This is a genomic window from Streptomyces sp. NPDC058619 (assembly GCF_042717785.1).
Classification (GTDB): Bacteria; Actinomycetota; Actinomycetes; order Streptomycetales; family Streptomycetaceae; genus Streptomyces.
The window spans coordinates 140,740-167,010 of the sequence record NZ_JBHXQN010000014.1; the positions used below are offsets into that span (position 1 = coordinate 140,740).

At 69.7% G+C, this 26,271-nt stretch carries 23 protein-coding genes; 11 read left to right on the plus strand and 12 right to left on the minus strand.

What is annotated here, in order from left to right:
- Window positions 1-2: 2 nt before the first annotated feature.
- Window positions 3-2,258, minus strand: coding sequence for a DUF6049 family protein (locus ACFWTC_RS16785; protein WP_384027618.1), 2,256 nt, complete (start codon window positions 2,256-2,258; stop codon window positions 3-5).
- Between the two features lie 186 nt (window positions 2,259-2,444).
- Here ACFWTC_RS16785 and ACFWTC_RS16790 point away from each other — a divergent pair, with 186 nt between their 5' ends.
- Window positions 2,445-3,887: a CCA tRNA nucleotidyltransferase gene (locus ACFWTC_RS16790; RefSeq protein WP_384027616.1), complete on the plus strand. Its 1,443-nt coding sequence runs from the start codon at window positions 2,445-2,447 to the stop codon at window positions 3,885-3,887.
- Between the two features lie 68 nt (window positions 3,888-3,955).
- Here ACFWTC_RS16790 and ACFWTC_RS16795 read toward each other — a convergent pair whose 3' ends face one another.
- From ACFWTC_RS16795 to ACFWTC_RS16805, 3 genes are all read right to left on the minus strand, one after another.
- Window positions 3,956-5,224 carry an MFS transporter gene (locus ACFWTC_RS16795; protein ID WP_384027614.1) on the minus strand — a complete coding sequence of 423 codons (1,269 nt, stop codon included), beginning with the start codon at window positions 5,222-5,224 and terminating at the stop codon, window positions 3,956-3,958.
- A gap of 104 nt (window positions 5,225-5,328) precedes the next feature.
- Window positions 5,329-6,411 (minus strand): inositol-3-phosphate synthase, encoded by a 1,083-nt coding sequence (locus ACFWTC_RS16800; protein ID WP_383915924.1) that lies wholly within the window; start codon window positions 6,409-6,411, stop codon window positions 5,329-5,331.
- Between the two features lie 49 nt (window positions 6,412-6,460).
- Window positions 6,461-7,063 (minus strand): helix-turn-helix transcriptional regulator, encoded by a 603-nt coding sequence (locus ACFWTC_RS16805; protein ID WP_365921848.1) that lies wholly within the window; start codon window positions 7,061-7,063, stop codon window positions 6,461-6,463.
- Window positions 7,064-7,338: 275 nt separating this feature from the next.
- Here ACFWTC_RS16805 and ACFWTC_RS16810 point away from each other — a divergent pair, with 275 nt between their 5' ends.
- Together ACFWTC_RS16810 and ACFWTC_RS16815 are read left to right on the plus strand one after the other, a co-directional pair.
- Entirely contained in the window at window positions 7,339-9,972 is a 2,634-nt protein-coding gene (locus tag ACFWTC_RS16810; protein WP_383915922.1) for a transglycosylase domain-containing protein, read from the plus strand.
- An 87-nt stretch (window positions 9,973-10,059) separates the two neighbouring features.
- Window positions 10,060-11,520, plus strand: a complete 1,461-nt coding sequence (locus ACFWTC_RS16815) for a glycosyltransferase family 87 protein (protein ID WP_384027612.1) — start codon at window positions 10,060-10,062, stop codon at window positions 11,518-11,520.
- Between the two features lie 10 nt (window positions 11,521-11,530).
- Here ACFWTC_RS16815 and ACFWTC_RS16820 read toward each other — a convergent pair whose 3' ends face one another.
- From ACFWTC_RS16820 to ACFWTC_RS16830, 3 genes are all read right to left on the minus strand, one after another.
- A complete protein-coding gene (locus ACFWTC_RS16820; protein ID WP_383915919.1) occupies window positions 11,531-12,562 on the minus strand; it encodes an alanine racemase in 1,032 nt (343 codons plus the stop codon).
- A 72-nt stretch (window positions 12,563-12,634) separates the two neighbouring features.
- Entirely contained in the window at window positions 12,635-13,753 is a 1,119-nt protein-coding gene (locus ACFWTC_RS16825; protein WP_351270862.1) for a peptidoglycan bridge formation glycyltransferase FemA/FemB family protein, read from the minus strand.
- A 132-nt stretch (window positions 13,754-13,885) separates the two neighbouring features.
- Entirely contained in the window at window positions 13,886-14,200 is a 315-nt protein-coding gene (locus tag ACFWTC_RS16830) for a hypothetical protein (protein ID WP_383915917.1), read from the minus strand.
- 251 nt (window positions 14,201-14,451) lie between these two features.
- Between ACFWTC_RS16830 and rpsF the strand changes: the two genes are divergently transcribed.
- From rpsF to rplI, 4 genes are all read left to right on the plus strand, one after another.
- Window positions 14,452-14,742 carry a 30S ribosomal protein S6 gene (rpsF, locus tag ACFWTC_RS16835; RefSeq protein ID WP_267721467.1) on the plus strand — a complete coding sequence of 97 codons (291 nt, stop codon included), beginning with the start codon at window positions 14,452-14,454 and terminating at the stop codon, window positions 14,740-14,742.
- 72 nt (window positions 14,743-14,814) lie between these two features.
- Window positions 14,815-15,414, plus strand: a complete 600-nt coding sequence (locus ACFWTC_RS16840) for a single-stranded DNA-binding protein (protein WP_383915915.1) — start codon at window positions 14,815-14,817, stop codon at window positions 15,412-15,414.
- Between the two features lie 43 nt (window positions 15,415-15,457).
- Window positions 15,458-15,694, plus strand: coding sequence for a 30S ribosomal protein S18 (rpsR, locus tag ACFWTC_RS16845; RefSeq protein ID WP_005315025.1), 237 nt, complete (start codon window positions 15,458-15,460; stop codon window positions 15,692-15,694).
- Between the two features lie 18 nt (window positions 15,695-15,712).
- Window positions 15,713-16,159 (plus strand): 50S ribosomal protein L9, encoded by a 447-nt coding sequence (rplI, locus tag ACFWTC_RS16850; protein ID WP_383915913.1) that lies wholly within the window; start codon window positions 15,713-15,715, stop codon window positions 16,157-16,159.
- 124 nt (window positions 16,160-16,283) lie between these two features.
- On the opposite strand, the gene ACFWTC_RS16855 is transcribed toward rplI, so the two are convergent.
- The gene (locus tag ACFWTC_RS16855) at window positions 16,284-17,621 is read right to left on the minus strand and encodes an MATE family efflux transporter (protein ID WP_383915911.1); all 1,338 of its coding nucleotides are present in this window, start codon (window positions 17,619-17,621) and stop codon (window positions 16,284-16,286) included.
- A gap of 440 nt (window positions 17,622-18,061) precedes the next feature.
- On the opposite strand from ACFWTC_RS16855, the gene dnaB reads away from it, so the two are divergent.
- Together dnaB and ACFWTC_RS16865 are read left to right on the plus strand one after the other, a co-directional pair.
- Window positions 18,062-19,558 carry a replicative DNA helicase gene (dnaB, locus tag ACFWTC_RS16860; RefSeq protein WP_383916074.1) on the plus strand — a complete coding sequence of 499 codons (1,497 nt, stop codon included), beginning with the start codon at window positions 18,062-18,064 and terminating at the stop codon, window positions 19,556-19,558.
- Between the two features lie 9 nt (window positions 19,559-19,567).
- Complete coding sequence (locus tag ACFWTC_RS16865; RefSeq protein ID WP_384027610.1) at window positions 19,568-20,953, plus strand: serine hydrolase domain-containing protein; 1,386 nt, start codon at window positions 19,568-19,570, stop codon at window positions 20,951-20,953.
- A 26-nt stretch (window positions 20,954-20,979) separates the two neighbouring features.
- On the opposite strand, the gene ACFWTC_RS16870 is transcribed toward ACFWTC_RS16865, so the two are convergent.
- Genes ACFWTC_RS16870 through ACFWTC_RS16880 form a run of 3 tightly spaced genes read right to left on the minus strand, consistent with a single transcriptional unit; the run spans window position 20,980 to window position 23,579 of the window.
- Window positions 20,980-22,155: a winged helix DNA-binding domain-containing protein gene (locus ACFWTC_RS16870; protein ID WP_383915907.1), complete on the minus strand. Its 1,176-nt coding sequence runs from the start codon at window positions 22,153-22,155 to the stop codon at window positions 20,980-20,982.
- 57 nt (window positions 22,156-22,212) lie between these two features.
- Complete coding sequence (locus ACFWTC_RS16875; RefSeq protein WP_383915905.1) at window positions 22,213-22,674, minus strand: GNAT family N-acetyltransferase; 462 nt, start codon at window positions 22,672-22,674, stop codon at window positions 22,213-22,215.
- A gap of 17 nt (window positions 22,675-22,691) precedes the next feature.
- Window positions 22,692-23,579 (minus strand): GNAT family N-acetyltransferase, encoded by an 888-nt coding sequence (locus ACFWTC_RS16880; protein WP_384074226.1) that lies wholly within the window; start codon window positions 23,577-23,579, stop codon window positions 22,692-22,694.
- A gap of 157 nt (window positions 23,580-23,736) precedes the next feature.
- Here ACFWTC_RS16880 and ACFWTC_RS16885 point away from each other — a divergent pair, with 157 nt between their 5' ends.
- On the plus strand, window positions 23,737-24,387 hold the full coding sequence (locus tag ACFWTC_RS16885) for an HAD family hydrolase (protein ID WP_383916072.1): 651 nt from the start codon (window positions 23,737-23,739) through the stop codon (window positions 24,385-24,387).
- A gap of 120 nt (window positions 24,388-24,507) precedes the next feature.
- A complete protein-coding gene (locus tag ACFWTC_RS16890) occupies window positions 24,508-25,710 on the plus strand; it encodes a globin domain-containing protein (RefSeq protein ID WP_384027606.1) in 1,203 nt (400 codons plus the stop codon).
- 80 nt (window positions 25,711-25,790) lie between these two features.
- Here the strand turns inward: ACFWTC_RS16890 and ACFWTC_RS16895 are convergent, their stop codons facing one another.
- A complete protein-coding gene (locus ACFWTC_RS16895) occupies window positions 25,791-26,270 on the minus strand; it encodes an NUDIX domain-containing protein (protein ID WP_384027604.1) in 480 nt (159 codons plus the stop codon).
- Window position 26,271 lies beyond the last annotated feature (1 nt).

Sequence of the window (26,271 nt, forward strand, 5' to 3'; positions counted from 1 at the left end):
GCTCAACGGTCCACTGTCTCACCCGTGCCGGACGCCTCGGTGCTTTGCGGTCCGGTGTCCGTGGACTCGTCACTCGGCTGCGTGCTCTCCTCGGCGGCCGCGCGTGCCGCGACGCGCTTGCGGCTGGCGTACATCTTGATGCCCGCCAGGACGAGGAGGAGCACACCGCCGGCGATGACGAGCATGACGGTGGGGGTGATTTCGGTGGCCTCGACGGTGAAGGTGCGTGCCTTGCCGTAGGGGACGCCGTCTTCGGTGAAGAGCTGTGCGGTGACCTCGACCGGGCCGCTCGCCGTGGCGTTCGCGGTGAACTTTACGGTCTGGCTGTGCCCGCCCTGCACCGTGACCTCCTGCTCGCTGTCGCTGAACATCAGGCGGGTCGGGTTCGCCGACTTCACCCGCAGGACGAGGTTGTGGACATCCTGGACGAGGCTGTTCTGGACGCTGACCGGAATGGTGGCGCTGTGGCCGGACAGGGTGGCGTCGGACTTGGGGATGACCTTGACCTTCTCCGTCAGGCCGATCAGGTAGTCCTGCACCTGCTGCCGGTAGAGCTTGGCCTCCTCCGGACGTCCGCGCCAGGAGGTGGACATCTCCCGGTTGATGGCGTTGCCGAACGGGATTTCCACGCGGTCGGGCGCGGCGAGGATGACCTTGAAGTGGTCGAGGGTGTTCTGCGTGGTACGGATCTTTTCGAACGCCGCCACCGGCAGTTCCTGCTTGCGCAGGGCCTCGGGGTACTCCCCCGCGCCCGGTACCTGGGTGGCGGCGCCGGGGTCGGGCTTGGCCGCAGCCGCGGACTCGAGGTCGCCGGGCTGGGTCCAGCGGCCCGCCTGGAGGCTGCGCAGGGCGGTGGCCATCGAGTTCGCCTGGCTGGCGGACGGCATGCGCTGAGGGGTGACGACGAAGCTGCGCTGCTCGTCGGTCTTCTGCAGGTTGAGGGCGAGGCTCTGGGCGAGGAACCGCTGCACGGCGAGCGTGGAGTTCTCGGCGCGCAGCATGTCGCCCTCGAAGGCGGTGGAGAGCTCCTCGTCCGCCACGATCGCCGTGGTGCCCGCGCCGATGGGCCGCGCGGCCGAGGGGGTGTAGCCGAGGGCCCCGGTCTCCGTGAGGCTGTCGCTGCGGGTGAGGACGTTGTGGGCGCCGGCCGAGGTGGCGACGTTGACGATCGAGGGGTCGATGGCGCCGTTCACGGGCCAGGAGAAATCGGTGGAGGCCGGGACGTGCAGGACGGTCTCGACCGCGTCCTTCGCCTTGTCGGTGGCGGGCCGGAGCTGGCCCAGGGTCCCCGAGACGTCCTTGCCCTGGTGCGCGAGGGAGGCGAGGTCGGGATCGGCGAAGGGCAGCGCGACCACCTTCTTGCCCTGGACCGCGGCTTCCAGCGAGCTCAGCCACTGCTCGGCGACGGCCTTCTTCCTGCCCTGGACGATCTTCCCGTCGGGACCGCGGACCCGGTACCCCTTGGTCATGGCGTCGACCGTGAAGAGCAGGTCGGGGTCGATCAGCCAGGTGACGGGGAGGTCCTTGCCGAGGGCGACCATCTGGCCCAGGCGGCCGCTGGGCTCCAGCTCCTGGGCGAGCGAGTCGTCGAGGAAGACCGGGGTCTGCAGCTCGTCGGAGCCGGTCTCCGCGGTCACCCGGGTATGGGCGATCAGCGGCCACGCGAAGGTGAGGCTCGAGCGCTTGGCGGCTGCGTCCGGCTGCCAGGGGAGGAAGGTCCGCTTGATGCCGAGGACCTGTTCGGAGGGCCGTCGGTCGGTCGCCCCGGAGAGCGAGACGCCGAGCTGGTAGACGCCGTCCTTGTCCAGCTCCAGCTTGTTCACCGGGACCGAGAGGGTGAAGTCCTGGCCGGCCTTCGAGGGCAGCGAGGGGATCTTCACGGCGTAGGCCGGGTCGATCTCGCCCGGGTCCGTGCCGGCCCGGAAACCGGTGCGGTCCGCCACATCGTCGATGGAGGCCCGGTCCGCCAGGGCGGGCCCGACCCGTAGCCCGACGTGGGCGTCGGTGATCGTGTCGGAGCCGTTGTTGACCACGGTGCCGGAAATGGTGAGGGTGTCGCCCTTGACCGGGGCCGCGGGAGCCATGGACGTCAGCTGGACGTCGACCGAGGGTCCGGGGGCCGCCTGGGCCTCGGGGGCGGGAGAGTAGATCAGAGCAGCCAGCACGGGCGTCCCCGCGAGCAGGACCACCGCCCGTCGCATCCACCGGCGCCGGACAGGGGCGGGGGACGCCCCCTTGATCTCTGCCGCCTCGGCCACGCGCTAGCCCGTTCCTCGAAGTGTCAGTGGTCGTCGTCTGTGCGTCCACTGATGGTAACGAGACCCGCTGTGCGCGAGTGCCGCGTCTTGCTCCACATGATCGGCTCCACCCCGGGGCGGTTGTGTACCGGGGTGGCAACAAAACGGGGAAGCCCGGGCCGGGCAGGCCACGTACCCTTTTCTGTTGTGCCGAAAGCCAACGAAGACAGCCCCAGTGCCCTGAGTCAGGTGCAGCGCCGCGCGGTGAGCGAACTGCTGCGGATCGCCCCTGTCGCCGACGAGCTCGGCCGCCGTTTCCAGCAGGCGGGCTTCCGCCTCGCCCTGGTCGGCGGGTCCGTCCGCGACGCGCTGCTGGAGCGTCTCGGCAACGATCTCGACTTCACCACCGACGCCCGTCCCGAGGACGTGCTGAAGATCGTCCGGCCGTGGGCCGACTCCGTGTGGGACGTCGGGATCGCCTTCGGCACCGTCGGATCGCAGAAGGACGGCTTCCAGATCGAGGTGACCACCTACCGCTCGGAGGCGTACGACCGCACGTCCCGCAAGCCGGAGGTCTCCTACGGCGACTGCATCGAGGAAGACCTGGTCAGGCGTGACTTCACGGTCAACGCCATGGCCTTGGCCCTGCCGGAACAGGAGTTCATCGACCCGCACGGCGGCCTGGAGGACCTGGCCGCGGGAATCCTCCGTACACCCGGCACGCCGGAGGACTCCTTCTCCGACGACCCCCTGCGCATGCTGCGGGCGGCCCGGTTCGCGGCGCAGCTGGACTTCGAGGTCGCCCCGGAGGTCGTGGCGGCGATGAAGGCCATGTCCGACCGGATCGAGATCGTCTCGGCGGAGCGGGTGCAGGGAGAGCTGAACAAGCTCATCCTCTCCGCCCACCCGCGCAAGGGCCTGGGCCTGCTCGTGGACACCGGGCTGGCGGACCGGGTGCTTCCCGAGCTGCCCGCGCTGCGGCTGGAGAGTGACGAACACCACCGGCACAAGGACGTCTACGACCACTCGCTGATCGTGCTGGAACAGGCGATCGCGCTGGAGGAGGACGGTCCCGACCTGGTGCTGCGGCTCGCGGCCCTGCTGCACGACATCGGCAAGCCGCGCACCCGCCGTTTCGAGAGCGACGGCCGGGTCTCCTTCCACCACCACGAGGTGGTGGGCGCGAAGATGACCAAGAAGCGCCTTACCGCGCTGAAATACTCCAACGACATGATCAAGGACGTGTCCCGGCTGGTGGAGCTGCACCTGCGCTTCCACGGCTACGGAGACGGGGAGTGGACCGACTCGGCGGTGCGGCGCTACGTCCGTGACGCGGGTCCGCTGCTGGGGCGCCTCCACAAGCTGACCCGGTCCGACTGCACCACGCGGAACAAGCGCAAGGCCAACGCCCTGTCCCGGACCTATGACGGGCTCGAGGAGCGCATCGCGCAGCTCCAGGATCAGGAAGAGCTGGACTCGATCCGCCCCGATCTGGACGGCAACGAGATCATGCGGGTGCTGGACGTCGGGCCCGGCCCGGTCATCGGCCGGGCGTACGCGTTCCTGCTGGAGCTGCGCCTGGAGAACGGGCCGATGGAGCGGGAGGCGGCCGTCGCCGCGCTCAAGGAGTGGTGGGCCTCGCAGGCCTGAGGCAGGAGGACCCGCGTCGGTGTTTCACGTGAAACATCGGCTCGGGACGGGTCGGCGGGGGCGATGTTTCACGTGAAACGTCGCCCCCGCCGTTCCAGTAGGGCTGCTGTGCCGGCGTACAGGGCGGCCACGCTGAGGATCAGCGTCACGGAGCGCCCGTCGACGGGGAGCATCAGGGCGGCGACCGCCGCCGCTCCGACGAACGCGATGTTGAACAGCACGTCGTAGACGGCGAATACGCGGCCGCGGTAGGCGTCGTCCACCTGTGACTGCACGACCGTGTCGGTCGAGATCTTGGTGCCCTGGGTGGCGAGCCCCAGGACGAACGCGGCGGCCAGCATCGGGCCGGGGGTGAAGAACAGTCCGAGGGCCGGGACCAGCACCGCGGCGCCCGCGGCGCAGACGGTGATCGCGCCGCGGGTCCCGAGCCGGCTCACCAGCCAGGGGGTGATGAGGGCGGCGGCGAAGAATCCGGCCCCCGAGACGCCGATCGCGACGCCCAGCAGGGCCAGCCCGTCGGACTCGTTGTCCGCCCAGGAGTAGCGGCACAACATCAGCAGCATGACGAACAGGGACCCGTAGCAGAACCGCATCAGGGTCATGGCGGCGAGCGCTTGGGCGGCTTCCCGCCGGGCGGCCAGGTGCCGCAGCCCCGCGACCATGCCCCGCACGGTGAGGACGACTCCCTCGGCGACCGACGGGCGGAGCCGGCCGGGAAGGTGGTCGGGCCCCAGGAGGCCGACGGCGAGGCGCAGGGAGACCAGGGCCGCACACAGGTAGAGGCCGGCTCCGAGGAGTACGACGAGTGCGTCGGAGTCGGCCGCCAGCACTCGGACGAGGAAGGCCAGACCCCCGCCCGCGACCGCGGCGAGCGTTCCGGCGGTGGGCGAGAGGGCGTTGGCCGTGACGAGCTGGTCGGGACCGACGACGTGGGGCAGGGACGCGGCCAGACCGGCCAGCACGAAGCGGTTGACGGCCGTCACCGACAGGGCCGAGGCGTAGAACAGCCAGTCGGGCACGTGGGCGACGATCAGCATTCCGGTGACGCAGGCGAGGAAGGCGCGCAGCAGGTTGCCGTAGAGGAAGACCTGTCGGCGGCGCCAGCGGTCGAGGAGGACCCCGGCGAAGGGGCCGATGACCGAGTAGGGAAGCAGCAGCACGGCCATGGCCGAGGCGATGGCGGCCGGCGAGGTCTGCTTCTCCGGTGAGAAGACCACGTAGGCCGCGAGAGCGACCTGGTAGACGCCGTCGGCCGACTGGGAGAACAGCCGTACGGCGAGCAGGTTGCGGAAGTCCCTCAGGCGCAGGAGTACGCGCAGATCACGTACGACAGGCATGAGGGCAAGGGTCACACACGCGGAGGGTCCCCGGACACATTGCCCGGGGACCCTCCGCGGAAGAACAGCCTAAGTCCAGGTGTCCTGAGGACCCTTGGGCTCGACTAGCGCTCGACCTCGCCCTTGATGAACTTCTCGACGCTGGCGTAGGCCTCGTCGTCGAAGTACTGCACCGGCGGGGACTTCATGAAGTAGCTGGAGGCCGACAGGATCGGGCCACCGATACCGCGGTCCTTCGCGATCTTCGCGGCGCGCAGGGCGTCGATGATGACACCGGCCGAGTTCGGGGAGTCCCACACCTCGAGCTTGTACTCGAGGTTCAGCGGGACGTCGCCGAAGGCGCGACCCTCGAGGCGGACGTAGGCCCACTTGCGGTCGTCGAGCCACGCGACGTAGTCGGACGGGCCGATGTGGACGTTGTTCTCGCCGAGGTCCCGGTCCGGGATCTGCGAGGTGACGGCCTGCGTCTTGGAGATCTTCTTCGACTCGAGGCGGTCGCGCTCGAGCATGTTCTTGAAGTCCATGTTGCCGCCGACGTTGAGCTGCATGGTGCGCTCAAGACGGACACCGCGGTCCTCGAACAGCTTCGCCATCACGCGGTGCGTGATGGTCGCGCCGACCTGGGACTTGATGTCGTCGCCGACGATCGGGACACCGGCCTCGGTGAACTTGTCAGCCCACGCCTTGGTGCCGGCGATGAAGACCGGGAGGGCGTTGACGAAGGCGACCTTGGCGTCGATGGCGCACTGCGCGTAGAACTTCGCCGCGTTCTCGGAGCCGACGGGCAGGTAGCAGATCAGGACGTCGACCTGGCGGTCCTTGAGGATCTGGACCACGTCGACCGGAGCCTCGGCGGACTCCTCGATCGTCAGGCGGTAGTACTTGCCCAGGCCGTCCAGGGTGTGGCCGCGCTGAACGGTCACACCGGCGTTCGGGACGTCGCAGATCTTGATGGTGTTGTTCTCGCTGGCGCCGATGGCGTCCGAAAGGTCGAGGCCGACCTTCTTCGCGTCGACATCGAACGCGGCGACGAACTCGATGTCACGCACGTGGTAGTCGCCGAACTGGACGTGCATCAGACCGGGGACCTTGGCCGCCGGGTCGGCGTCCTTGTAGTACTCGACGCCCTGCACCAGCGAGGCGGCGCAGTTGCCTACGCCGACGATGGCTACGCGAACCGAACCCATTCCGGTTGCTCCCTGTTTGTTCTCGGACGAGGCCTGCGAGATGCAGGCCTCATTTTGCAGTTTCGTCGGACGGACCGGGTCGTCTCTGATCCCGTCCCGCCCGCTCGCTCTCGATGAGCTCGTTCAGCCAGCGCACTTCGCGCTCCACCGACTCCATGCCGTGCCGCTGTAGCTCCAGCGTGTAGTCGTCGAGACGCTCCCGTGTGCGGGCGAGTGAGGCGCGCATCTTCTCCAGGCGCTCCTCCAGCCGACTGCGGCGGCCCTCCAGTACCCGCATGCGCACTTCTCGCTCGGTCTGGCCGAAGAAGGCGAAGCGGGCGGCGAAGGACTCGTCCTCCCAGGTGTCGGGCCCCGTGTGGGAGAGCAGCTCCTCGAAGTGCTCCTTGCCCGCGGCCGTCAACCGGTAGACGATCTTGGCGCGGCGCCCTGCGAGTGAAGCGGCGAGAGCGTCTTCCGGAGCGTTGCCCGGTTCCTCGATCAACCAGCCGTTGGTGACCAGTGTCTTGAGGCAGGGGTAGAGCGTCCCGTAGCTGAACGCCCGGAACACCCCCAGCGAGGTGTTGAGCCGCTTACGCAGCTCGTAGCCGTGCATGGGGGATTCGCGAAGCAGGCCGAGGACGGCGAATTCCAGGATGCCTGAGCGCCTGCTCATCCGCCTGCCCCTCCTCCGACTCTGAGGTCTTTATGTCGAGCTGATGTATCGACTCGATACATCCAGACGATAGATCGAGCAGCCGCTTGCGACAAGGGGCGACATGGTGACCGGCGTCACATCACGAATTCGTACGAGGCAAGTTGCCTGATTTGGGGTGAACTTCGGCACTGTTCGGGTTTTGAGCGTGCGTAGTCTGTGGGCCATGACACCGGGGGAACCGGAATTCACCCGCCGCTTCCAGGCCTCTCGCCTGCCCGAGGAGTAGTCGTTCGATGAGCGAGCATCGCCGCAAACCGCCGCAGCCCCAGGGCGGTGGACGCGCCTCGTCCCGCCGGGCTGCCCCGCAACGCCCCGGACGGGGCGCCGAGGCCGGACGTGGTGTGCCCACCGCGTCGCCCAGCGGCCCGTACGCAGAACAGTCCTCCCAGGGCAGCCGCGCCGAGGCCCGCCGCGCCGCTCAGAGAGGTTCCGCGGGCCGCGGACGGGGCGGTGGAGCGCCGGGACGCGGCGCGGGCCGCCCGGCCAAGCGCCTCATCAACTACCCGCGTGCCGACAAGGGCGGCTGGAAGCGCTTCGTACCGTCCTGGAAGCTCGTCAGCGGGACGGTGCTGGGCTTCTTCGCGGTCATCGTGGCCGGAGCCGGCATCGGCATCGCCATGGTGAGCACGCCCGACCCCAACAAGGCGGCCGAGGCCCAGAACAACGTCTTCCTCTGGGCCGACAACACCCAGATGGTGGCCACCGGCGGTTCGATGAACCGGCAGATCGTGGGCATCGACCAGATCCCGCTGTCGATGCAGAACGCCGTGATCGCCGCGGAGAACGAGTCCTTCGAGACGGACAAGGGCGTCGACCCCATGGGCATCGTCCGCGCCGTGTGGAACATGGCCAAGGGCGGTTCCACCCAGGGCGGCTCGACCATCACCCAGCAGTACGTGAAGAACAACTTCCTGGACTCCGAGCAGACGCTCAAGAGGAAGGTCACCGAGCTCTTCATCTCGATCAGGCTCGGTGTCACCGAGGAGAAGGACAAGGTCCTCGCGGGCTACCTCAACACCGCGTACTACGGCCGGGACGCCTACGGCATCCAGGCCGCGGCCCGTGCCTACTTCGGCAAGGACTCCAAGGACCTGAACCCCTCCGAGTCCGCCTTCCTGGCCTCGGTCCTCAAGGGCCCCAACCTGTACAACCCGGACGGCGGCATCGGCGCCGCGGCCACGCCCGAGGCCAACACCGCGCGGGCGAAGCAGCGCTGGACCTGGGTGCTCGACCGCCAGGTCCAGGTCAACAGGATGTCCAAGGAGGAGCGGGCGAAGTACAAGCCCGAGAACTTCCCCGCCCTCGTCGAGTCGGCGCAGGCGCGCGGCATGTCCGGCCAGATCGGCTACCTGGTCGAGACGGCCAAGCAGTACGTGATGAAGACCAAGGACATCAGCGCCGAGAAGATGGCGCTGGGCGGATACCGGATCAAGACCACCTTCCAGAAGCCGAAGGTGGACGCCCTGGTCAAGGCCGTGGAAGACACCCGCAACGACTTCCTCGACGAGAAGAAGCGCCCCGACCTGGACACCTTCGTGCAGTTCGGCGCGGCCTCCGTCGACGTGAAGACCGGCGCGATCGTGGCCCTGTACGGCGGTCCGGGCTGGGACCAGAAGTACTTCAGCAACAACGCCAACACCATCGGCGTCCCGGTCGGCTCGACCTGGAAGCCGTACGTCCTGGCCGCGGCGATGAAGCACGGCACCCAGAACTCGAACGGCGAGGGCATCTCGGTCGACAGCAAGTACATGGCCGACGACCTGACGGTGATCAAGAACCGCCAGGGCAAGCCGCTGCTCGCCGCGGACGGCAAGCCGTTCCGGCAGAAGAACGAGAGCCCGACCGCGTTCGGCTACGTCACCCTCAACGAGGCGATGGAGAAGTCCATCAACGTGCCGTTCGCCCAGCTCGTCTTCGACGTCGGACACACCAAGGTCCGCGAGATGGCCAAGTCCACGGGCATCCTCGAGGACTCGATGGACAAGAACAACAACGCGTCCTTCGCACTCGGCACCTCCACCCCGAGCGCCATCCGCATGGCCGACTCCTACGCCACCTTCGCGGCCTCCGGCACGCACCGCGAGCCGTACTCGGTGAGCCAGGTCACGAAGGACGGGCAGGAGTTGTCCGGATTCGAGGCCCCCAAGGAACAGCGGGCCATGGACAGTGCCGTCGCCGACAACGTCACCAAGGTCCTGGAGAACGTGGTCAAGAACGGCACCGGTACGAAGGTCAAGAAGCTGGGACGGCCCGCCGCGGGCAAGACCGGCACCACCGACCAGAACAAGTCGGCGTGGTTCGTCGGCTACACCCCGGAGCTGTCGACCTCCGTGGCGCTCTTCCGCACGGACCCGAACTCCGCGGACAAGAAGCTGATGTCCATGAACGGCGTGGGCGGTACCGACTCCATCCACGGTGGTGACATCCCCGCCGTCATCTGGACCGAGTACATGCGCGAAGCCCTCAAGGACGCGCCGGTCAAGGACTTCCCCGAGGCCGAGCCCATCGGCGTCGAGGCGGACTCCGCCGGCGCGCCGTCCCCGACGCCGTCGGCGGCTCCCACTCCGTCCGCGTCGCCCTCGCCGTCCCCTTCCAGCCCCTCGCCGACGCCGTCCCCGACGCCGTCGAAGAGCGGGAAGCCCTCCTGCAAGCCGTGGGGGCTGTACTGCGACCCGAGCACGGCGGCCGGCGCGGCCAACGGCGGCGCGAACAACGGAGGCGCCAACAACGGCGGCGCGGACAACGGAGGCGTCATCGGCGGCGCCGACGGCGGTGCCACCGGCGAGCCGTCCCCGTCGAGCACCGGCCGGCCGGGCCGCCCGGGCGGCGTCACCGGAGGGTGGACCACCGGCAGCCCGGACGGCTGAGCCGGGCGCCCGGGCGGAGCGGGAAGGCCGTCGCACCCCGTGCGACGGCCTTCCCCCGTCTCCGGCCCCGTACGGCAGGATGAGCGCATGACGAAGGTGCAAGAGGACCTCCCCGTACTGCCCACCCAGCAGGACGAGGTCGCCGCAGCCGGTAGCGAGCTCATCGGCGGCCCGCTCGGCCGCTACGCCCGGCTGGGCGGGCACTGGCTGGGGCCGGTCCGCGTCGTGGCCCTCCTCGCCATCGGCATGTTCGCGCTCGGCATGGTGCAGAAGCTGCCCTGCTACAACTGGGCGTGGTTCCGGGGAGCGGGCTCGCAGTACACCCACGCCTGCTACTCCGACATCCCGCACCTGTACGCCGTACGGGGCTTCGCCGACAACCTGACGCCCTACTTCGACCGGCTCCCCGGCGACATGGAGTACCTGGAGTACCCGGTGCTCACCGGGCTCTTCATGGAGATCGCCTCCTGGCTGACCCCGGGCAGCGGCTCCATGCAGCACCGCGAGCAGATCTACTGGATGGTCAACGCGGGCATGCTGATGGCCTGCGCCGCGGTGATCGCCGTGTGTGTCGCCCGCACCCACCGGCGCCGCCCCTGGGACGCCCTGCTCTTCGCCCTCGCGCCCGCCTTCGCACTCACGGCGACGATCAACTGGGACCTGCTGGCCATCGCCCTCACCGCCGCCGGGATGCTCGCGTGGTCCCGCGGCCGGGCGGTGCTCTTCGGCATCCTCATCGGCCTCGCCACCGCTGCCAAGCTCTACCCCGTCCTGCTGCTCGGGGTGCTGTTCGTCCTCTGCTGGCGGGCCGGGAAGTGGCGCGCTTTCGGCGGCGCGGCGCTCGGCGCGGCCGGGGCCTGGCTCGTGGTGAACCTGCCGGTGATGCTGTTCGCCCGGGACGGCTGGTCGAAGTTCTACACCTTCAGCCAGGAACGCCCCATCGACTTCGGTTCCGTGTGGCTGCTGATCTCCCAGCGCTCGGGCAACCCCCTCGACGGTGCCAACACGTACGCGACCGCGCTGACGCTCCTGCTGTGCGCCGCCATCGGGCTGCTCACGCTGTGCGCCCCGCGGCGGCCCCGTTTCGCGCAGCTGGCCTTCCTGGTCGTCGCCGCGTTCATCCTGGCCAACAAGGTCTACTCGCCGCAGTACGTGCTCTGGCTGATCCCGCTCGCCGCGCTGGCCCGGCCGCGCTGGCGGGACTTCCTGGTCTGGCAGGCCGGAGAGATCGTCTACTTCTTCGGGATCTGGTTCTACCTCGCCTACACCAGCAGCGGCGACAAGCACCAGGGCCTGCCCGTGGAGGGGTACCAGCTGGCCATCGCGGCCCACCTGGTGGCCACGGTGTACCTGTGCGCTGTCGTCGTGCGGGACATCCTGATGCCCGAGCGGGACGTCGTGCGCCGGGACGGCTCGGACGACCCCTCGGGCGGCGTCCTGGACGGTGCCACGGACGTGTTCGTGCTGTCCGACGCAGCGAGGGCGCCGCGGTACGCGGCGCCCTCGGAGGGACAGCAGGTCGGCTGGGGCGTGCACCCCGAGAAGTGACCGGACGGGCTCAGGCGTCGAGCACCCGGTCGAACTGCGTGGTGGTGTGGCGCAGGTGCGCCACCAGCTCGTCGCCGACCTTCGGCTCGGTGGCGTCCGAGGGCACGAAGAGGATCGACACCTGCATGTGCGGCGGCTCCGCGAACCAGCGCTGCTTGCCGGCCCACACGAACGGCGACAGGTTCCGGTTGACGGTGGCCAGACCCGCCCGGGCGACGCCCTTGGCCCGCGGCATCACGCCGTGCAAGGCCTTGGGGGCCTCCAGGCCCACCCCGTGCGAGGTGCCCCCGGCGACCACGACCAGCCAGCCGTCGGACGCGGCCTTCTGCTGGCGGTAGCCGAACCGGTCGCCCTTGGAGACGCGCGTGACGTCGAGGACCGCGCCTCGGTACTCGGTCGCCTCGTGGTCGCCCAGCCACAACCGGGTGCCGATACGGGCCCGGAAGCGGGTCTGCGGGAACTGCTGCTGGAGCCGCGTCAGCTCCTGGGCCCGCAGGTGGCTGACGAACATGGTGTGCAGCGGCAGCCGCGCCGCGCGCAGCCGGTCCATCCAGCCGATGACCTCCTCGACGGCGTCCGAGCCGTCCGGGCGGTCCAGCGGCAGGTGCAGGGCGAAGCCCTCCAGCCGGACGTCCTCGATCGCGCTGTGCAGCTGGCCGAGGTCCTGCTCGGAGATGCCGTGCCGGCGCATCGAGCTCATGCACTCGATGACCACCCGGGCGCCCACGAGACCGCGGACCCCGTCCAGCGAGGACACCGACCGGATGACCCGGTCCGGCAGCGGAACCGGGTCCTCGCCCCGCCGGAACGGGGTGAGGACGAGCAGATCGCCGCCGAACCAGTCCTTGATGCTGGCGGCCTCGTACGTCGTCCCGACGGCCAGGACGTCGGCGCCCATGCGGGTCGCCTCCTCGCACAGCCTTTCGTGGCCGAAGCCGTAGCCGTTGCCCTTGCAGACCGGGATCATCCCGGGGAACTGGTCCTGGATCTGCTTCTGGTGCGCACGCCAGCGCGCGGTGTCGACGTAGAGCGTGAGCGCCATGCCCGTCCGGAACCTCTCCTGTGGAGCTGCGTGGTGCAGCGGTGTGTGGTGTGGGTGGGGATGAGGTGCGGGTCAGCGCCGCGACATGTAGATGTCGAGGGCCTTGTGCAGCACCTTGTTGAGCGGGAAGTCCCATTCGCCGACGTACTCGACGGCCTCGCCGCCCGTGCCGACCTTGAACTGGATGAGGCCGAACAGGTGGTCGTTCTCGTCCAGCGTGTCAGAGATGCCGCGCAGGTCGTAGACGCTGGCGCCGAGCGCGTAGGAATCGCGCAGCATGCGCCACTGCATCGCGTTCGACGGCCGCACCTCGCGCTTATGGTTGGCGGACGCGCCGTACGAGTACCAGACGTGCTGGCCCACGGTGAGCATCGTGGCGGCGGCGAGCGGCTCCCCCTCGTGCGTGGCGATGTAGAGCCGCATCCGGTTGGGGTCCTCGGAGTTGAGGGCCGTCCACTGGCGCTGGAAGTAGCTGAGCGGGCGCGGGCGGAACTTGTCGCGCTCGGCCGTGATCTCGTACAGGTGCTGCCAGGTCGGCAGGTCCTCGTAGCCGCCCTGGACGACCTCGACGCCGGCCTTCTCGGCCTTCTTGATGTTGCGGCGCCACAGCTGGTTGAAGCCCTTGAGGACGTCGTCCAGCGAGCGGTTGGCCAGGGGCACCTGGAAGACGTAGCGCGGCTGGACGTCGCCGAAGCCGGCGCCGCCGTCCTCGGCCTGCTGCCAGCCCATGCGACGCAGCTTGTCCGAGACCTCGAACGCGCGGGGTTCGATGACCGACGCCTCCACATCGCGCAGGCGCTTGACGTCGGGGTCCTGGATGCCGGCCTTGATGGCGGTCGAGTTCCACCGACGGATGACGACGGGCGGGCCCATCTTCACCGTGAAGGCGCCCTGCTGCTTGAGGTGCGCCAGCATCGGCTGGAGCCACTCCTCCAGGTTGGGGGCGTACCAGTTGATGACAGGTCCCTCGGGAAGGTACGCGAGGTACCGCTTCACCTTGGGCAGCTGCCGGTACAAGACGAGCGCGGCGCCGACGAGTTCGCCGGAGCCGTCGAACCAACCGAGGTTCTCCGAACGCCACTCGTTCTTCACGTCGGCCCACGCCGGGACCTGGCAGTGGCTCGCCGAGGGCAGGCTCTGGAGGTAACCCAGATGCTGCTCTCGGCTGATGGTCCTCAGGGACAGGCTCATGCGGGGCGTCTCCTCCGGCGGCTTCGCTGGCTATGGCGCGAAGCCTACTGCGACAGGGACGCCACCCATCTGGGGGACGGGGCCGGGGCCCGGGCCGACTCGCGGCCGGCGCCCTGTCGCGGAGGCGTCCCGTCAGCCCAGCCAGCCGCCGAAGAGGCCGCCGTGGGCCATCCCCATGTAGAAGCCGAAGGCAGACGCGCCAAGGCCGATGATCAGCGCGAAGCGCTCGCGTGTCGTGACGGAGATGAACTGTCCGTACGCACCGGTCAGGATGCCGATCAGGCCCGCCCACGAGCTGATCAGGTGCAGCTGGTCGAAGAAGGCCGTGACGAACGCCACGGCGCCGAGGACCAGGGTGACCGCCATCAGGGTGTCCTGCAGCGGGTGGGGCTTGCCGTCGGTCGCGAAGAGCGAGATGGAGGACTGGCGTCGCATTGCCTGTGCCATCGGAAGGCACCTCCTGGCTGAAGCAGAGCGGTGCAGCGGGGCTGTCTCCGGACCGGCCGGGGGCATAGCACCGAGCACACCCGATGGATACAGATTGTGGCCTCCTCCTGCCGGATTTCAACCGGAAGGAGTCGACGGGGTAGTCTGTACGGTCTGCGCGGTGTCTGTTCACGGACGTCGTGCAGTACGCATCACGACCCTCCTGCCACGGATCGACCGTGGCCGCTGAGTCCAAAGGAGGTGGGTTCCACATGCGTCACTACGAAGTGATGGTCATCCTCGACCCCGATCTCGAGGAGCGCGCTGTCTCCCCGCTGCTCGAGAACTTCCTCTCCGTCGTCCGTGAGGGCAACGGAAAGGTCGAGAAGGTCGACACCTGGGGCCGTCGTCGTCTCGCTTACGAGATCAAGAAGAAGCCCGAGGGCATCTACTCGGTCATCGACCTTCAGGCCGAGCCTGCGGTCGTCAAGGAGCTTGACCGACAGATGAACCTGAACGAGTCGGTTCTCCGGACCAAGGTCCTTCGCCCCGAGACCCACTGAACTTCGGTTCAGCGGTAATCGGGACCGAGTAGCACAGCAGCCCAGCAGCAATCCCCGCCGAGAGGTTCACCCATGGCAGGCGAGACCGTCATCACGGTCGTCGGCAATCTCGTCGACGACCCCGAGCTGCGCTTCACCCCCTCGGGTGCGGCGGTCGCGAAGTTCCGTGTCGCGTCCACTCCCCGCATCTTCGACAAGCAGACCAACGAGTGGAAGGACGGCGAAGGCCTGTTCCTCACCTGCTCGGTCTGGCGTCAGGCGGCGGAGAACGTCGCCGAGTCCCTTCAGCGGGGCATGCGCGTCATCGTGCAGGGCCGGCTGAAGCAGCGGTCCTACGAGGACCGTGAGGGTGTCAAGCGCACGGTCTACGAGCTGGACGTCGAGGAAGTCGGCCCCAGCCTGAAGAGCGCCACGGCCAAGGTCACCAAGACCACCGGTCGCGGTGGCCAGGGTGGATACGGCGGCGGCGGCCAGCAGCAGGGTGGCGGCGGCGGCAACTGGGGCGGAGCCCCCGGTGCCGGCGCCCCGCAGGGCGGCGGAGGTCCCTCCGACGACCCGTGGGCGTCCAGCGCGCCGGCCGGCGGCCAGCAGCCGCAGGGCGGCGGCGGGGGCGGCTGGGGCGGAAGCTCCGGCGGCACCGGCGGTGGCTACTCGGAGGAGCCGCCCTTCTAGGGCAGCTCTCACCCCCACTTCTTGATCACACAGGAGAGACACAATGGCGAAGCCGCCTGTGCGCAAGCCTAAGAAGAAGGTCTGCGCGTTCTGCAAGGACAAGACCGCGTACGTGGACTACAAGGACACGAACATGCTGCGGAAGTTCATTTCCGACCGTGGCAAGATCCGTGCCCGCCGCGTCACCGGCAACTGCACGCAGCACCAGCGTGACGTCGCCACGGCTGTGAAGAACAGCCGTGAGATGGCGCTGCTGCCCTACACGTCCACCGCGCGATAAGGAAAGGGTGACTGACCAATGAAGATCATCCTTACCCACGAGGTCTCTGGCCTCGGTGCCGCCGGCGATGTCGTCGACGTCAAGGACGGCTACGCTCGCAACTACCTGGTCCCGCGCGGTTTCGCGATCCGCTGGACCAAGGGTGGCGAGAAGGACGTGGCGCAGATCCGCCGCGCCCGCAAGATCCACGAGATCGCGACCATCGAGCAGGCCAACGAGTTCAAGGCCAAGCTCGAAGGCGTGAAGGTCCGTCTGGCCACCCGCGCGGGTGACGCCGGTCGTCTCTTCGGTTCCGTTACCCCGGCCGACATCGCCACGGCGATCGAGTCCTCGGGCGGCCCGAAGGTCGACAAGCGCCGCGTGGAGCTGGGCGCCCCGATCAAGACCCTCGGTTCGTACCAGGTCTCCGTGCGTCTGCACGCCGACGTGGCCGCGAACGTGGGCATCGAGGTCGTCGCCGCCTAAGGGCTGCACACGAAGGGCCGCACCCCCGCGGGGGTGCGGCCCTTCGTCGTGTGTGGAGCCGTCGGGAACGCGCTGTTTCACGTGAAACAACGGTCGGCCGTCGTGTTTCACGTGAAACACCGCCCTAGCGGGTGGCTCCCGCGACCAGCCACCGGCCCGAGCGGGCCCGGAGCTGGAGGGTGACCATGCGGACCAGCATCATCAGCGTCATGGCCCACCAGAGGGTCGTCAGGCCGCCGCCCAAGGCCGGGACGAGCAAGGCTGCGGGGATGAAGACCGCCAGCGTCAACAGCATGGCCCAGGCCAGGTAGCGGCCGTCTCCTGCGCCCATCAGCACCCCGTCGAGGACGAAGACGATGCCGGAGACCGGCTGGGAGACGGCCACCACCAGCAGGGCGGGCAGCAGGACGTCGTCCACGGCCGGATCGCTGGTGAACAGGGGGACGAACACCGGGCGGGCCAGGATCACGAGCAGGCCGAGGACGATGCCAGAGACGATCCCCCACTGGACCATGCGGCGGCAGACGGCCTTGGCGCCCGCGGTGTCGCCCGCGCCGAGGTAGCGGCCGATGATGGCCTGCCCGGCGATGGCGATGGCGTCCAGGGCGAAGGCGAGCAGGCTCCACAAGGAGAGCAGGATCTGGTGCGCCGCGATGTCGGCGTCGCCGAGGCGCGCGGCCACGGCGGTCGCGATCATCAGCACGGCGCGCAGGGACAGGGTCCGGACCAGCAGCGGCGCTCCGGCCTTGGCACAGGCTCGGATCCCCGTGGCATCGGGCCGCAATGAGGCGCTGTGGCGCCGGGCTCCGCGGAGGACGACCACGAGGTAGGCCGCGGCCATGGCGCACTGGGCGATGACGGTGCCCCAGGCGGAGCCGGCGATACCGAGGTCCGCGCCGTAGACGAGGGCGACGTTCAGGACCCCGTTGAGGGCGAAGCCCCCGATGGCGACGTAGAGCGGTGTACGGGTGTCCTGGAGGCCGCGGATGACACCGGTGGCGGCGAGCACCATGAGCATGGCGGGGATGCCGAGCGCGGAGATCCTCAGATAGGTGATGGCGTACGGGGCGACGGTGTCGGAGGCCCCGAAGACGGACACCAGCCAGGGCGCCGCGGGCAGGACCACGACGATGACGGCGGCGCCCAGCAGGAGGGCGAGCCAGATGCCGTCCATGCCCTGCCGGATCGCCGCCCTGAGGTCACCTGCCCCCACCCGGCGGGAGACGGCCGCGGTGGTGGCGTAGGCGAGGAAGACGAAGACGCTGACGGCGGTGGTGAGGAGTGCGGCGGCGATGCCGAGGCCGGCCAGTTGGGGAGTGCCGAGGTGTCCCACGATGGCGCTGTCGGCCATCACGAAGAGGGGTTCGGCGACGAGTGCGCCGAAGGCGGGTACGGCGAGAGCGAAGATCTCCCGGTCGTGTCGTCTCGGCGCAGCCTTCGGCGCGGCGGGGGCCTGTGTCATGCGGTCAATCTAATCTTCCACAGGTAATGGATGCAAGGCTCCCAGGGTCCTTACCGATGCGCTGACTTGGGCGTTCTTTCCGCCCCGTTGGAGGCGATCCTGAGACAGTGGCGAATTTTTTTCCGGCGCGTAGGCCCCTGAGGAAGAAATCCCAGGTCAGCATGGGTAACGGGGTGGGGCGGGTGATTTTGTCCACAGCGTCGTCCCCCGGTCCGTGCACAGCTTCCGGGGAGTTACCCACAGCATTGGCGCCGTCGTCCACATCTCATCCACACAGCCTGTGGATAACAAGATTGGCTGACGCCGCTCCCGGCCCTACCGTGGTGCGTTGCCCGACTCGCCGACAGCCGATCCGGGTGCCCCAAATGTCAGAGCCGTGTCGTAGAAAGAGTGACACGGCGAGGTCCGCGTTGCGGACGGGAGGAGGTGGCCCGGTGAGCATGCCCGAGCCCACGGACGACCCTTGGGCCGACAGCGGTCCAGGTGACCGTCTGCCCGCCCGTACTCGCCGTAACAGCGAGGGCCGCGGCCGCGGGGACGGCCGGCGTGAGCGGGGCCGTGAGGACGGCTCCTGGGACGACGACGGCGGGGGTGGCGGAGGCGGCGGTGGCGGCTTCGAGCGCGTCCCTCCGCAGGACCTCGACGCCGAGCAGTCGGTGCTCGGCGGCATGTTGCTCTCCAAGGACGCGATCGCCGACGTCGTGGAGGTCATCAAGGGCCACGACTTCTACCGGCCCTCGCACGAGACGATCTACCAGGCCATCCTCGACCTCTACGCCAAGGGCGAGCCGGCCGACCCGATCACCGTCGGCGCCGAACTGACCCGGCGCGGCGAGATCAGCAAGGTCGGCGGGGCCTCTTACCTGCACACGCTGGTGCAGTCCGTTCCCACGGCGGCCAACGCCGAGTACTACGCCGAGATCGTCCACGAGAGGGCGGTCCTGCGCCGCCTGGTGGCCGCCGGCACGAAGATCACGCAGATGGGTTACGCGGCCGACGGCGACGTCGACGAGATCGTCAACAGTGCCCAGGCCGAGATCTATGCCGTCACCGAGCAGCGGACGTCCGAGGACTACATGCCGCTCGGCGACATCATGGAGGGCGCCCTCGACGAGATCGAGGCGATCGGGTCCCGCAGCGGCCAGATGTCAGGCGTCCCGACCGGATTCACCGACCTGGACTCGCTGACCAACGGCCTGCACCCGGGTCAGATGATCGTCATCGCCGCCCGTCCCGCGATGGGCAAGTCCACGCTCGCCCTGGACTTCGCGCGGGCCTGCTCGATCAAGAGCAACCTGCCGAGCGTGATCTTCTCTCTCGAAATGGGACGCAACGAGATCGCGATGCGCCTGCTCTCGGCGGAGGCCCGGGTGGCGCTCCACCACATGCGCTCGGGAACGATGACGGACGACGACTGGACCCGGCTGGCCCGCCGGATGCCGGACGTCTCCGCCGCCCCGCTGTACATCGACGACTCCCCCAACCTGTCGATGATGGAGATCCGGGCGAAGTGCCGCCGGCTCAAGCAGCGCAGCGACCTCTCGCTCGTCGTCATCGACTACCTCCAGCTGATGCAGTCGGGCGGCTCGCGCCGTCCCGAGAGCCGCCAGCAGGAGGTCTCGGACATGTCCCGAAACCTCAAGCTGCTGGCGAAGGAGCTCGAGGTCCCCGTGATCGCGCTCTCGCAGCTGAACCGTGGACCGGAACAGCGCACCGACAAGAAGCCCATGGTCTCCGACCTGCGTGAATCCGGCTCGATCGAGCAGGACGCCGACATGGTGATCCTGCTGCACCGTGAGGACGCGTACGAAAAGGAGTCTCCCCGCGCGGGGGAGGCGGACCTTATCGTGGCGAAGCACCGAAACGGCCCGACGGCGACGATCACAGTGGCCTTCCAAGGCCACTATTCGAGGTTCGTGGACATGGCCAACACGTAGCATCCGCTCATGGATGAGCTCCCTGAGGACCTGGCCCTTCTTCCCGCCACCCGCCGCGCGTTGAGCCACCGGATCGCCGTGGCGCAGAGCGAGGGCCGTGCCCCCTCCGTGGTGGCCGCCGTCGCGCGGGGCGGGGCGGTCGTCTGGGAGGGCTCGCGGACCTCCGTTCCCGGGCACGGCCCCGACGGGAACGTCCAGTACCGGATCGGCTCCATCAGCAAGACGTTCACGGCCGTCCTGGTGATGCGGCTGCGGGACGAGGGGCTGCTGGACCTTGCCGACCCGCTGGAGAAGCACGTGCCGGGCACCCGCGCCGGCGAGGTGACGATCACCCAGTTGCTGTCCCACACCGGGGGACTGGCCGCCGAGACGCCCGGTGAATGGTGGGAGCGCACGCCCGGATCGACGCGGCCGGAACTGGCCGACGTACTGGGCGAGGAGCCCTTCCGGCACGTGCCGGGACGCAGGTTCCACTACTCCAACCCGGGCTACACGCTGCTGGGCTCGCTCATCGAGACACTGCGCGGAAGGCCGTGGGAGGAGGTGCTGCGGGCGGAGGTGCTGGAGCCGCTCGGGCTGGACCGGACGAGCGCGGTGCCCCAGGCCCTCCACGCCGGCGGCTGGGCGGTGCACCCGTGGGCGGACGTGATGATGCCGGAACCCCTGGAGGACCTGGGCCTGATGGCTTCGGCCGGTCAACTGTGGTCGACCACCCGAGACTTGGCCCGGTTCGCTGGATTCCTCTTGCGGGGTGACGAGCGGGTGCTGAGCGAGCGGACCGTACGGGAGATGCGTACGCCGGCCTCACCCCCGGAGCCGGGCGTCGCAGAGTCCGGCTACGGGCTGGGCCTGCAACTCACGTCCGACGGCGGGCGCAGGCTCGCGGGGCACAGCGGCTCGCTGCCGGGGTTCCTCGCGGCACTGTGGGTGGGCGAGGCGGACGACGTGGCGGCGGTGGTCCTGGCGAACTGCACGTCGGGCCTGCCGTCCGCGGCGGTGGCCGCCGACCTGGTGGCGATCGTGGCCGACGCGGAACCGAGGTTTCCGGAGCCGTGGCGGCCGTTCCGCGAGGCCGATCCGGTGGCACTGGAGCTGTGCGGGCCCTGGTACTGGGGTACGTCGGCCCAGGTGGTGCGGCTGGCCGCGGACGGCTCGCTGGAGCTGGGGCCGGTCGGCCCCACCGGGCGGGCGGCGCGCTTCCGGGCGGAATCGGACGGCACCTGGACGGGGCTGTCCGGCTACTACGCGGGGGAGACGCTGCGGGCGGTGCGGCGCGAGGACGGCTCGGTCGGCCACCTCGACCTCGCGTCGTTCGTGTTCACGCGGGAGCCGTACGACGCGCAGGCCCCGGTGCCCGGCGGGGTCGACCCGCAGGGCTGGCGCGGCATCGGCTGACGTTCCCGCGCGGGGCGGCGCCGCCGTCAGGCCGCGAGTTCGCGTTCCAGCGGAGTGCGTATGCGCGGGGTGACGCGGGCGTCGCCCACCCACGCGCCCAGGCGCGAGGCCTCCGCGGTGATCGCCTTCTCGGCGGCACGGCCCGGGCTGCCCAGCACCCGCCAGACGATCCGGCCGTCGGACCCCTGCGCCCAGCCACCGACGATCTTGCCGTTCCACCAGACGGTGGGGCCGATGTTGCCGGCGTAGTCGAAGAGGGCGGGCCGGTAGGCGGGATCGAGGTGGAAGCCCCGGTCCGCCCAGCCCATGCTGCTGGGGTCGAGGGCCGGCAGCAGGGCGGCCCAGGGTTCCGGGGCCGGCTCGGCGCCGGTGTCGCCGGGGCTCACCAGCGCCGTGGTGCCGTCGTCGAGTCGGACCTGGTCCGTGCCGGTGGCGGCCAGGGCCGTGCGGACATCGGTGAGGCTCCAGCCGGTCCACCACTTGAGGTCGGCCTCGGTGGCCGGACCGTACGCCTCGAGCCAGCGCCGCGCGATCTCGGCGCGGGCCTCCGCCGCGGGCAGGGCGGGCCAGGGCTCCGTGTGGACCCAGCGGAACTGGCTGGAGGTCCACGACCCGCGCGGCCGGTCGCGCCGGATTCTGCCGTCGGCGGCCAGCAGGCGGATGACCCGCGTGGCGACGCCGGTCTGCGCCTCGTACTTCTTGCCGGGGTCGATGGTGATCTTCTGGCGGAGAAGGGGCACGGCAGCCGACAGCTGGCTTCCCGTGGAGGGGCCGCGGGCATCGAGGGCGTCGAGCGCGGCCCCCTCCGCCCCGGCCAGCCACTCGGCGTCGAGACCCTGCCCGTCCTCGGCGAGGTGCTTGAGGAGGGAACGGCGCTCCTTGGCCGCGATGCCGCGGGCGGTGGAGGCGTCGACGTACGGGGCCAGGGTGGTGGAGACCGCGAAGAGCGTGTTGCGCATGCTCAGCAGCCGCACCAGGCCGACGTCCTCGTAGAGCGCCCGCTCGACGGCGTCGGGGCCGCCGTCGGCCAGCCGGGCGCGTGCGGAGAGGAAGACCGTCGCCGCGTCCGTGGCGTGCAGGGCGACCACCGCGTCCGCCGCCTGGACCACCGTCGCGCCCCGGAACGAGGGAGCCAGCCGGTGACGCCGGCCGAGCCGGTGCCGCCGCTCGGCGGTGCTGATGAGGGGAAGGCTTGCGCTCATCCTCCGGATCCTAGGCCGGGCCACCGACACGGCGGCCCGGCCCGTCGGCGTTGCGGCTCAGAGGGCCAGCTTGAACCCGACGTGGGACGGGGTGAAGCCGAGCCGCTCGTAGAAGCGGTGCGCGTCGGTGCGCGTCACGTCCGAGGTCAACTGCACGAGGCTGCACCCCTCGGTACGGGACTGCTCGACGGCCCATTCGATGAACAGGGTGCCGAGGCCTCCGCCGCGCTCGTCGGCGTGCACCCGGACCCCTTCGATGATCGAGCGGGTGGCCCCCTTGCGGGAGAGGCCCCGGACGATCGTCAGCTGGAGCGTGCCCACGACGCGGTCCGCGCGGACCGCGACGACCACGTGTTGGTTCGGGTCCTCCGAGAGGTGCTTGAGGGCCTTCCGGTACGGGGTGAGGTCGTCGGGTGATTCGCGTGCGGCGCCCAGGGGGTCGTCGGCGAGCATCGCGACGACAGCGGGAAGATCCGCCTCGGTGGCGGGGCGGATGGTCAGCTCGGAGACATCGGTCATCGGGGTGTGTTCCTCTCTCAGCCCGCAGCGACGGTGAGCGGAGCCCAGCGCCGGGTCCAGTCACCGGGCAGGCCGGGGATGTCGCGCGTCATGACGGCGTTGAAGGCCACGGACTCCAGGCCGCGCCCCTTCAGCCAGCCGAGGAACTCCTCGTGGCGTACGTCGACATCGGTGCGCAGCGGTCGGTCGGTTCCCGTGGCCAGCGCGGTGACCAGGGCCTTGGCGGTGCCGGTGTCACGCGCGATCAGCGGACCGATCACATGGGTCTCCATGTTGGGCCAGGTCGCGGCGTAGCCGGTGAGCGTGCCGTCGGCGTCCTCGGCGACGAGCAGGCGGTCCGCGAAGGCCGGCAGCCGGATGACCATGTGCGTACGGTCGGCGCCGAACACCTCGGCGTCCAGACGCAGGATGCGCGGAAGGTCCTCGGCGTGCGCCGGCCGTACTGCGGGGGCACCGGAGGGACCGGGGGCGTCCTCGTACCGGAAGTTCCCTCGCAGCATCTCGGCACGGCCCGTGGTGTCGAAGCCGAGCTCCTCGTAGAGGGGGCGGCCGAAGGGGGTGGCGTGCAGGGTGAGGGGGACGCCCTTGAGCACGTCGTCGCACACGTGCCTCATCAGGCGACGGCCCAGGCCCTGGCGGGCGTAGCGGTCGGCGACGAGGACCATCCCGACGGCGGCGAGCTCCGGTTGGCCGTTGGCCAGGCCGTACCCGGTGACGACGCAGGCGGCGGCGAGCCCCTGCCCGTCGGGGGCGTCCATGCCGTAACCGTTTCCGGCGGCGAGCAGCAGTCCCCACTTGTGGTCCTCGCGGGGCCAGCCGCGATCTTCGGACAGGTCGGCGCACCGGCGGAGGTCGTCCGCGGCCAGTGCTCGGATCGGTAGATCGGTGAGATGTGGTGGTGTCACCGACTCAGACTGGATCATCAGCCGCCGACCGTCCAGAGGGTTGATGAGGCGGGTGTTTCACGTGAAACACGACCCCGATGTTTCACGTGAAACCGCTCGCTTGTTTCACGTGAAACAAGCTGTTTCGCGAGAATCAGAGGGACTAATCTCCATGGCTATGACCACCCTCCACCTCTTCGACCTCGACGGAACCCTGATGTACGGCTCCGCGGCACCGGTCGAGATTTCCCGCCAGCTCGGGGTGAGCGCCGAGATCGCGGAGCTGGAGCGGGCCTTCGGCGCGCGCCGGATGGCCCCCCACGAGTTCTCGGTGGCAGTTCACGCGCTGTGGGCCGGGCTGACACCCGCGCACGTCCGGGCGGCGTTCGACGGGTCCCCGTGGCTGGCCGGCATCCGGGACGTGTGGCGCGAGATCCGGGAACGAGGGGACTACTGCGCGGTCATCTCGCTGTCACCCTCCTTCTTCGTGGAGCTCCTGCTGGAGTGGGGCGCGCATGCCGCGCACGGCTCGGTTTTCCCCGAGGTGCCGTTCACCCGGCCCGTGGAGGTGGCCGGCATCCTCACCCCCGAGGCCAAGGTCACCGTGGCGGACCGGCTGTGTACGCAGTTCGGTGTAACCCGGGGCGACTGCGTCGCGTACGGGGACTCGATTACCGATTCCGTGCTCTTCGAGGTGGTTCCGGTTTCGGTGGCGGTCAATGCACGGCCCTACCTGGCGGAACGCGCGACTCATGTCTACGAGGGCCGTGATCTCCGGGAGGCATACCAGCTCGTAGGGGTGGCACGCCCGGGAGCTGAGGCATCTTAAGGGGATAGGGGGCTCGAAACGCAGATTTCCGCGTTTCCCCGCAGTGCTCAAGGTCGGCTGGCACGCTGTGGAACCCGGAACCACGGATGCACGGCCCGTGGCGTGTGCAGACCGACCGAGATGCTCGAAGCGAGGCACCGCATGGACGCTCCGCCCACCAGATCGGCAAGACGGGAGACGGCCCCGATACCCTCCGGGGCCGGTACGGCCGAGCCCTCGCCGGATGCCGTGCTCATCCGCCGGACCCTCGCGGAGATCGGCCCCGTCGCCGACAAGGTGACCTCGTACTTCTACGCCCTGGTGTTCATAGGGCATCCGGAGCTGCGGAGCCTGTTCCCCGCCGCCATGGACGTACAGCGCGACCGGCTGCTGAAGGCGCTGCTGACGGCCGCCGAGCACATCGACAACCCGGACGTGCTCGTCCCGTACCTGCGCAGGCTGGGCACCGGCCACCGCAAGTACGGCACCCTGCCCGGTCACTACCCGGCCGTGGGCGAGGCCCTCGTCGGGGCGCTGGCCCGGTACGCGGAGGCGACGTGGGGACCGGAGACGGAGGCCGCCTGGGTCCGGGCGTACACCGCGATCTCCCAGATCATGATCGACGCGGCGGCGCAGGACGCGGCCCCGGCCTGGTGGCACGCGGAGGTGGTCTCCCACGATCTGCGCACCCCGGACATCGCGGTGCTGACGGTCCGCCCCGACCAGCCGTACGCCTTCGTGGCCGGCCAGTACACGAGCCTGGAGACCCCGTGGTGGCCCCGGGTGTGGCGGCACTACTCCTTCGCCTCGGCGCCGCGCTCCGACGGGCTGCTCTCCTTCCACGTCAAGGCCGTTCCCGCGGGCTGGGTCTCCAACGCGCTGGTGCGTCACGCCCGCCCGGGAGACGTGCTGCGCCTCGGCCCGCCGTCCGGGTCGATGGTGGTGGACCACACCACGGACAACGGGATGCTCTGCCTGGGCGGCGGGACCGGCATCGCGCCGATCAAGGCGCTGATCGAGGACGTTGCCGAGCACGGCGAACGGCGGCCGATGGAGGTGTTCTTCGGCGCGCGCAGCGACAACGACCTGTACGACAAGGACACCCTGCTGGGGCTGCAGCGCTCCCACCCGTGGCTGTCGGTGCGCCCGGTGGTCGGCGACGGTCTGGCCGGGCAACTGCCGCAGGCCGTGGGCCCCCACGGGCCGTGGAGCTCGTACGACGCCTTCGTGTCGGGTCCGCCCGCGATGATCCGCAGCGGTGTCAACGAGCTCAGGCGGATCGGGATCCCCAACGAGCGGATCCGCCACGACGAGGTGGAGGAGCTGGCCGGTGTCGCCGGCTGAGAGCGGCGGGGAGCCCGACGTTCTCGGCCGGTGACGTGAGCGGTCGGCGGGGGCGCGAGGCCTCCGCCGGTGGGGTGGGGTCAGCCGAGGTCGGAGGCGTGCATGGCGCGCACGCCCTCGATGTTGCCGTCGAGGTAGTGCCGCAGGGACAGCGGGACGAGATGGACGGCCGCGATGCCGACCCGGCTGAAGGGCACGCGGACGATCTCGTACTCGCCCTCGGGCTCGTCGATCTCGGGCCCGTGCCGTTGGCTGGGGTCCATCGATTCGAGGTGGCAGACGAAGAAGTGCTGCACCTTCACGCCGGTCACGCCACGCTCGACGATGTGCTCGACCGTGTCGACGAAGCACGGCACCACATCGGTGATCTTCGCGCCGAGTTCTTCGTGGACCTCCCGGTGGAGGGCGTCGACGACGGTGGCGTCCGAGGGTTCGACTCCCCCGCCGGGGGTCAGCCAGTACGGATCGATGCCGGGCTTGGTGCGCTTGATGAGGATCAGGTCGTCACCGTCGAGCAGAATCGCGCGGGCGGTGCGTTTGACCACAGGACGTTCGGTCATG

Bases quoted from the DNA above. Each gene is read 5' to 3' on its own strand.
- ACFWTC_RS16795 (WP_384027614.1), bottom strand. From the start codon at position 5,224: ATGCCTGTCGTACGTGATCTGCGCGTACTCCTGCGCCTGAGGGACTTC.
- ACFWTC_RS16800 (WP_383915924.1), bottom strand. From the start codon at position 6,411: ATGGGTTCGGTTCGCGTAGCCATCGTCGGCGTAGGCAACTGCGCCGCC.
- ACFWTC_RS16805 (WP_365921848.1), bottom strand. From the start codon at position 7,063: ATGAGCAGGCGCTCAGGCATCCTGGAATTCGCCGTCCTCGGCCTGCTT.
- ACFWTC_RS16810 (WP_383915922.1), top strand. From the start codon at position 7,339: ATGAGCGAGCATCGCCGCAAACCGCCGCAGCCCCAGGGCGGTGGACGC.
- ACFWTC_RS16815 (WP_384027612.1), top strand. From the start codon at position 10,060: ATGACGAAGGTGCAAGAGGACCTCCCCGTACTGCCCACCCAGCAGGAC.
- ACFWTC_RS16820 (WP_383915919.1), bottom strand. From the start codon at position 12,562: ATGGCGCTCACGCTCTACGTCGACACCGCGCGCTGGCGTGCGCACCAG.
- ACFWTC_RS16825 (WP_351270862.1), bottom strand. From the start codon at position 13,753: ATGAGCCTGTCCCTGAGGACCATCAGCCGAGAGCAGCATCTGGGTTAC.
- ACFWTC_RS16830 (WP_383915917.1), bottom strand. From the start codon at position 14,200: ATGGCACAGGCAATGCGACGCCAGTCCTCCATCTCGCTCTTCGCGACC.
- rpsF (WP_267721467.1), top strand. From the start codon at position 14,452: ATGCGTCACTACGAAGTGATGGTCATCCTCGACCCCGATCTCGAGGAG.
- ACFWTC_RS16840 (WP_383915915.1), top strand. From the start codon at position 14,815: ATGGCAGGCGAGACCGTCATCACGGTCGTCGGCAATCTCGTCGACGAC.
- rpsR (WP_005315025.1), top strand. From the start codon at position 15,458: ATGGCGAAGCCGCCTGTGCGCAAGCCTAAGAAGAAGGTCTGCGCGTTC.
- rplI (WP_383915913.1), top strand. From the start codon at position 15,713: ATGAAGATCATCCTTACCCACGAGGTCTCTGGCCTCGGTGCCGCCGGC.
- ACFWTC_RS16855 (WP_383915911.1), bottom strand. From the start codon at position 17,621: ATGACACAGGCCCCCGCCGCGCCGAAGGCTGCGCCGAGACGACACGAC.
- dnaB (WP_383916074.1), top strand. From the start codon at position 18,062: ATGCCCGAGCCCACGGACGACCCTTGGGCCGACAGCGGTCCAGGTGAC.
- ACFWTC_RS16865 (WP_384027610.1), top strand. From the start codon at position 19,568: ATGGATGAGCTCCCTGAGGACCTGGCCCTTCTTCCCGCCACCCGCCGC.
- ACFWTC_RS16870 (WP_383915907.1), bottom strand. From the start codon at position 22,155: ATGAGCGCAAGCCTTCCCCTCATCAGCACCGCCGAGCGGCGGCACCGG.
- ACFWTC_RS16875 (WP_383915905.1), bottom strand. From the start codon at position 22,674: ATGACCGATGTCTCCGAGCTGACCATCCGCCCCGCCACCGAGGCGGAT.
- ACFWTC_RS16885 (WP_383916072.1), top strand. From the start codon at position 23,737: ATGACCACCCTCCACCTCTTCGACCTCGACGGAACCCTGATGTACGGC.
- ACFWTC_RS16890 (WP_384027606.1), top strand. From the start codon at position 24,508: ATGCTCGAAGCGAGGCACCGCATGGACGCTCCGCCCACCAGATCGGCA.
- ACFWTC_RS16895 (WP_384027604.1), bottom strand. From the start codon at position 26,270: ATGACCGAACGTCCTGTGGTCAAACGCACCGCCCGCGCGATTCTGCTC.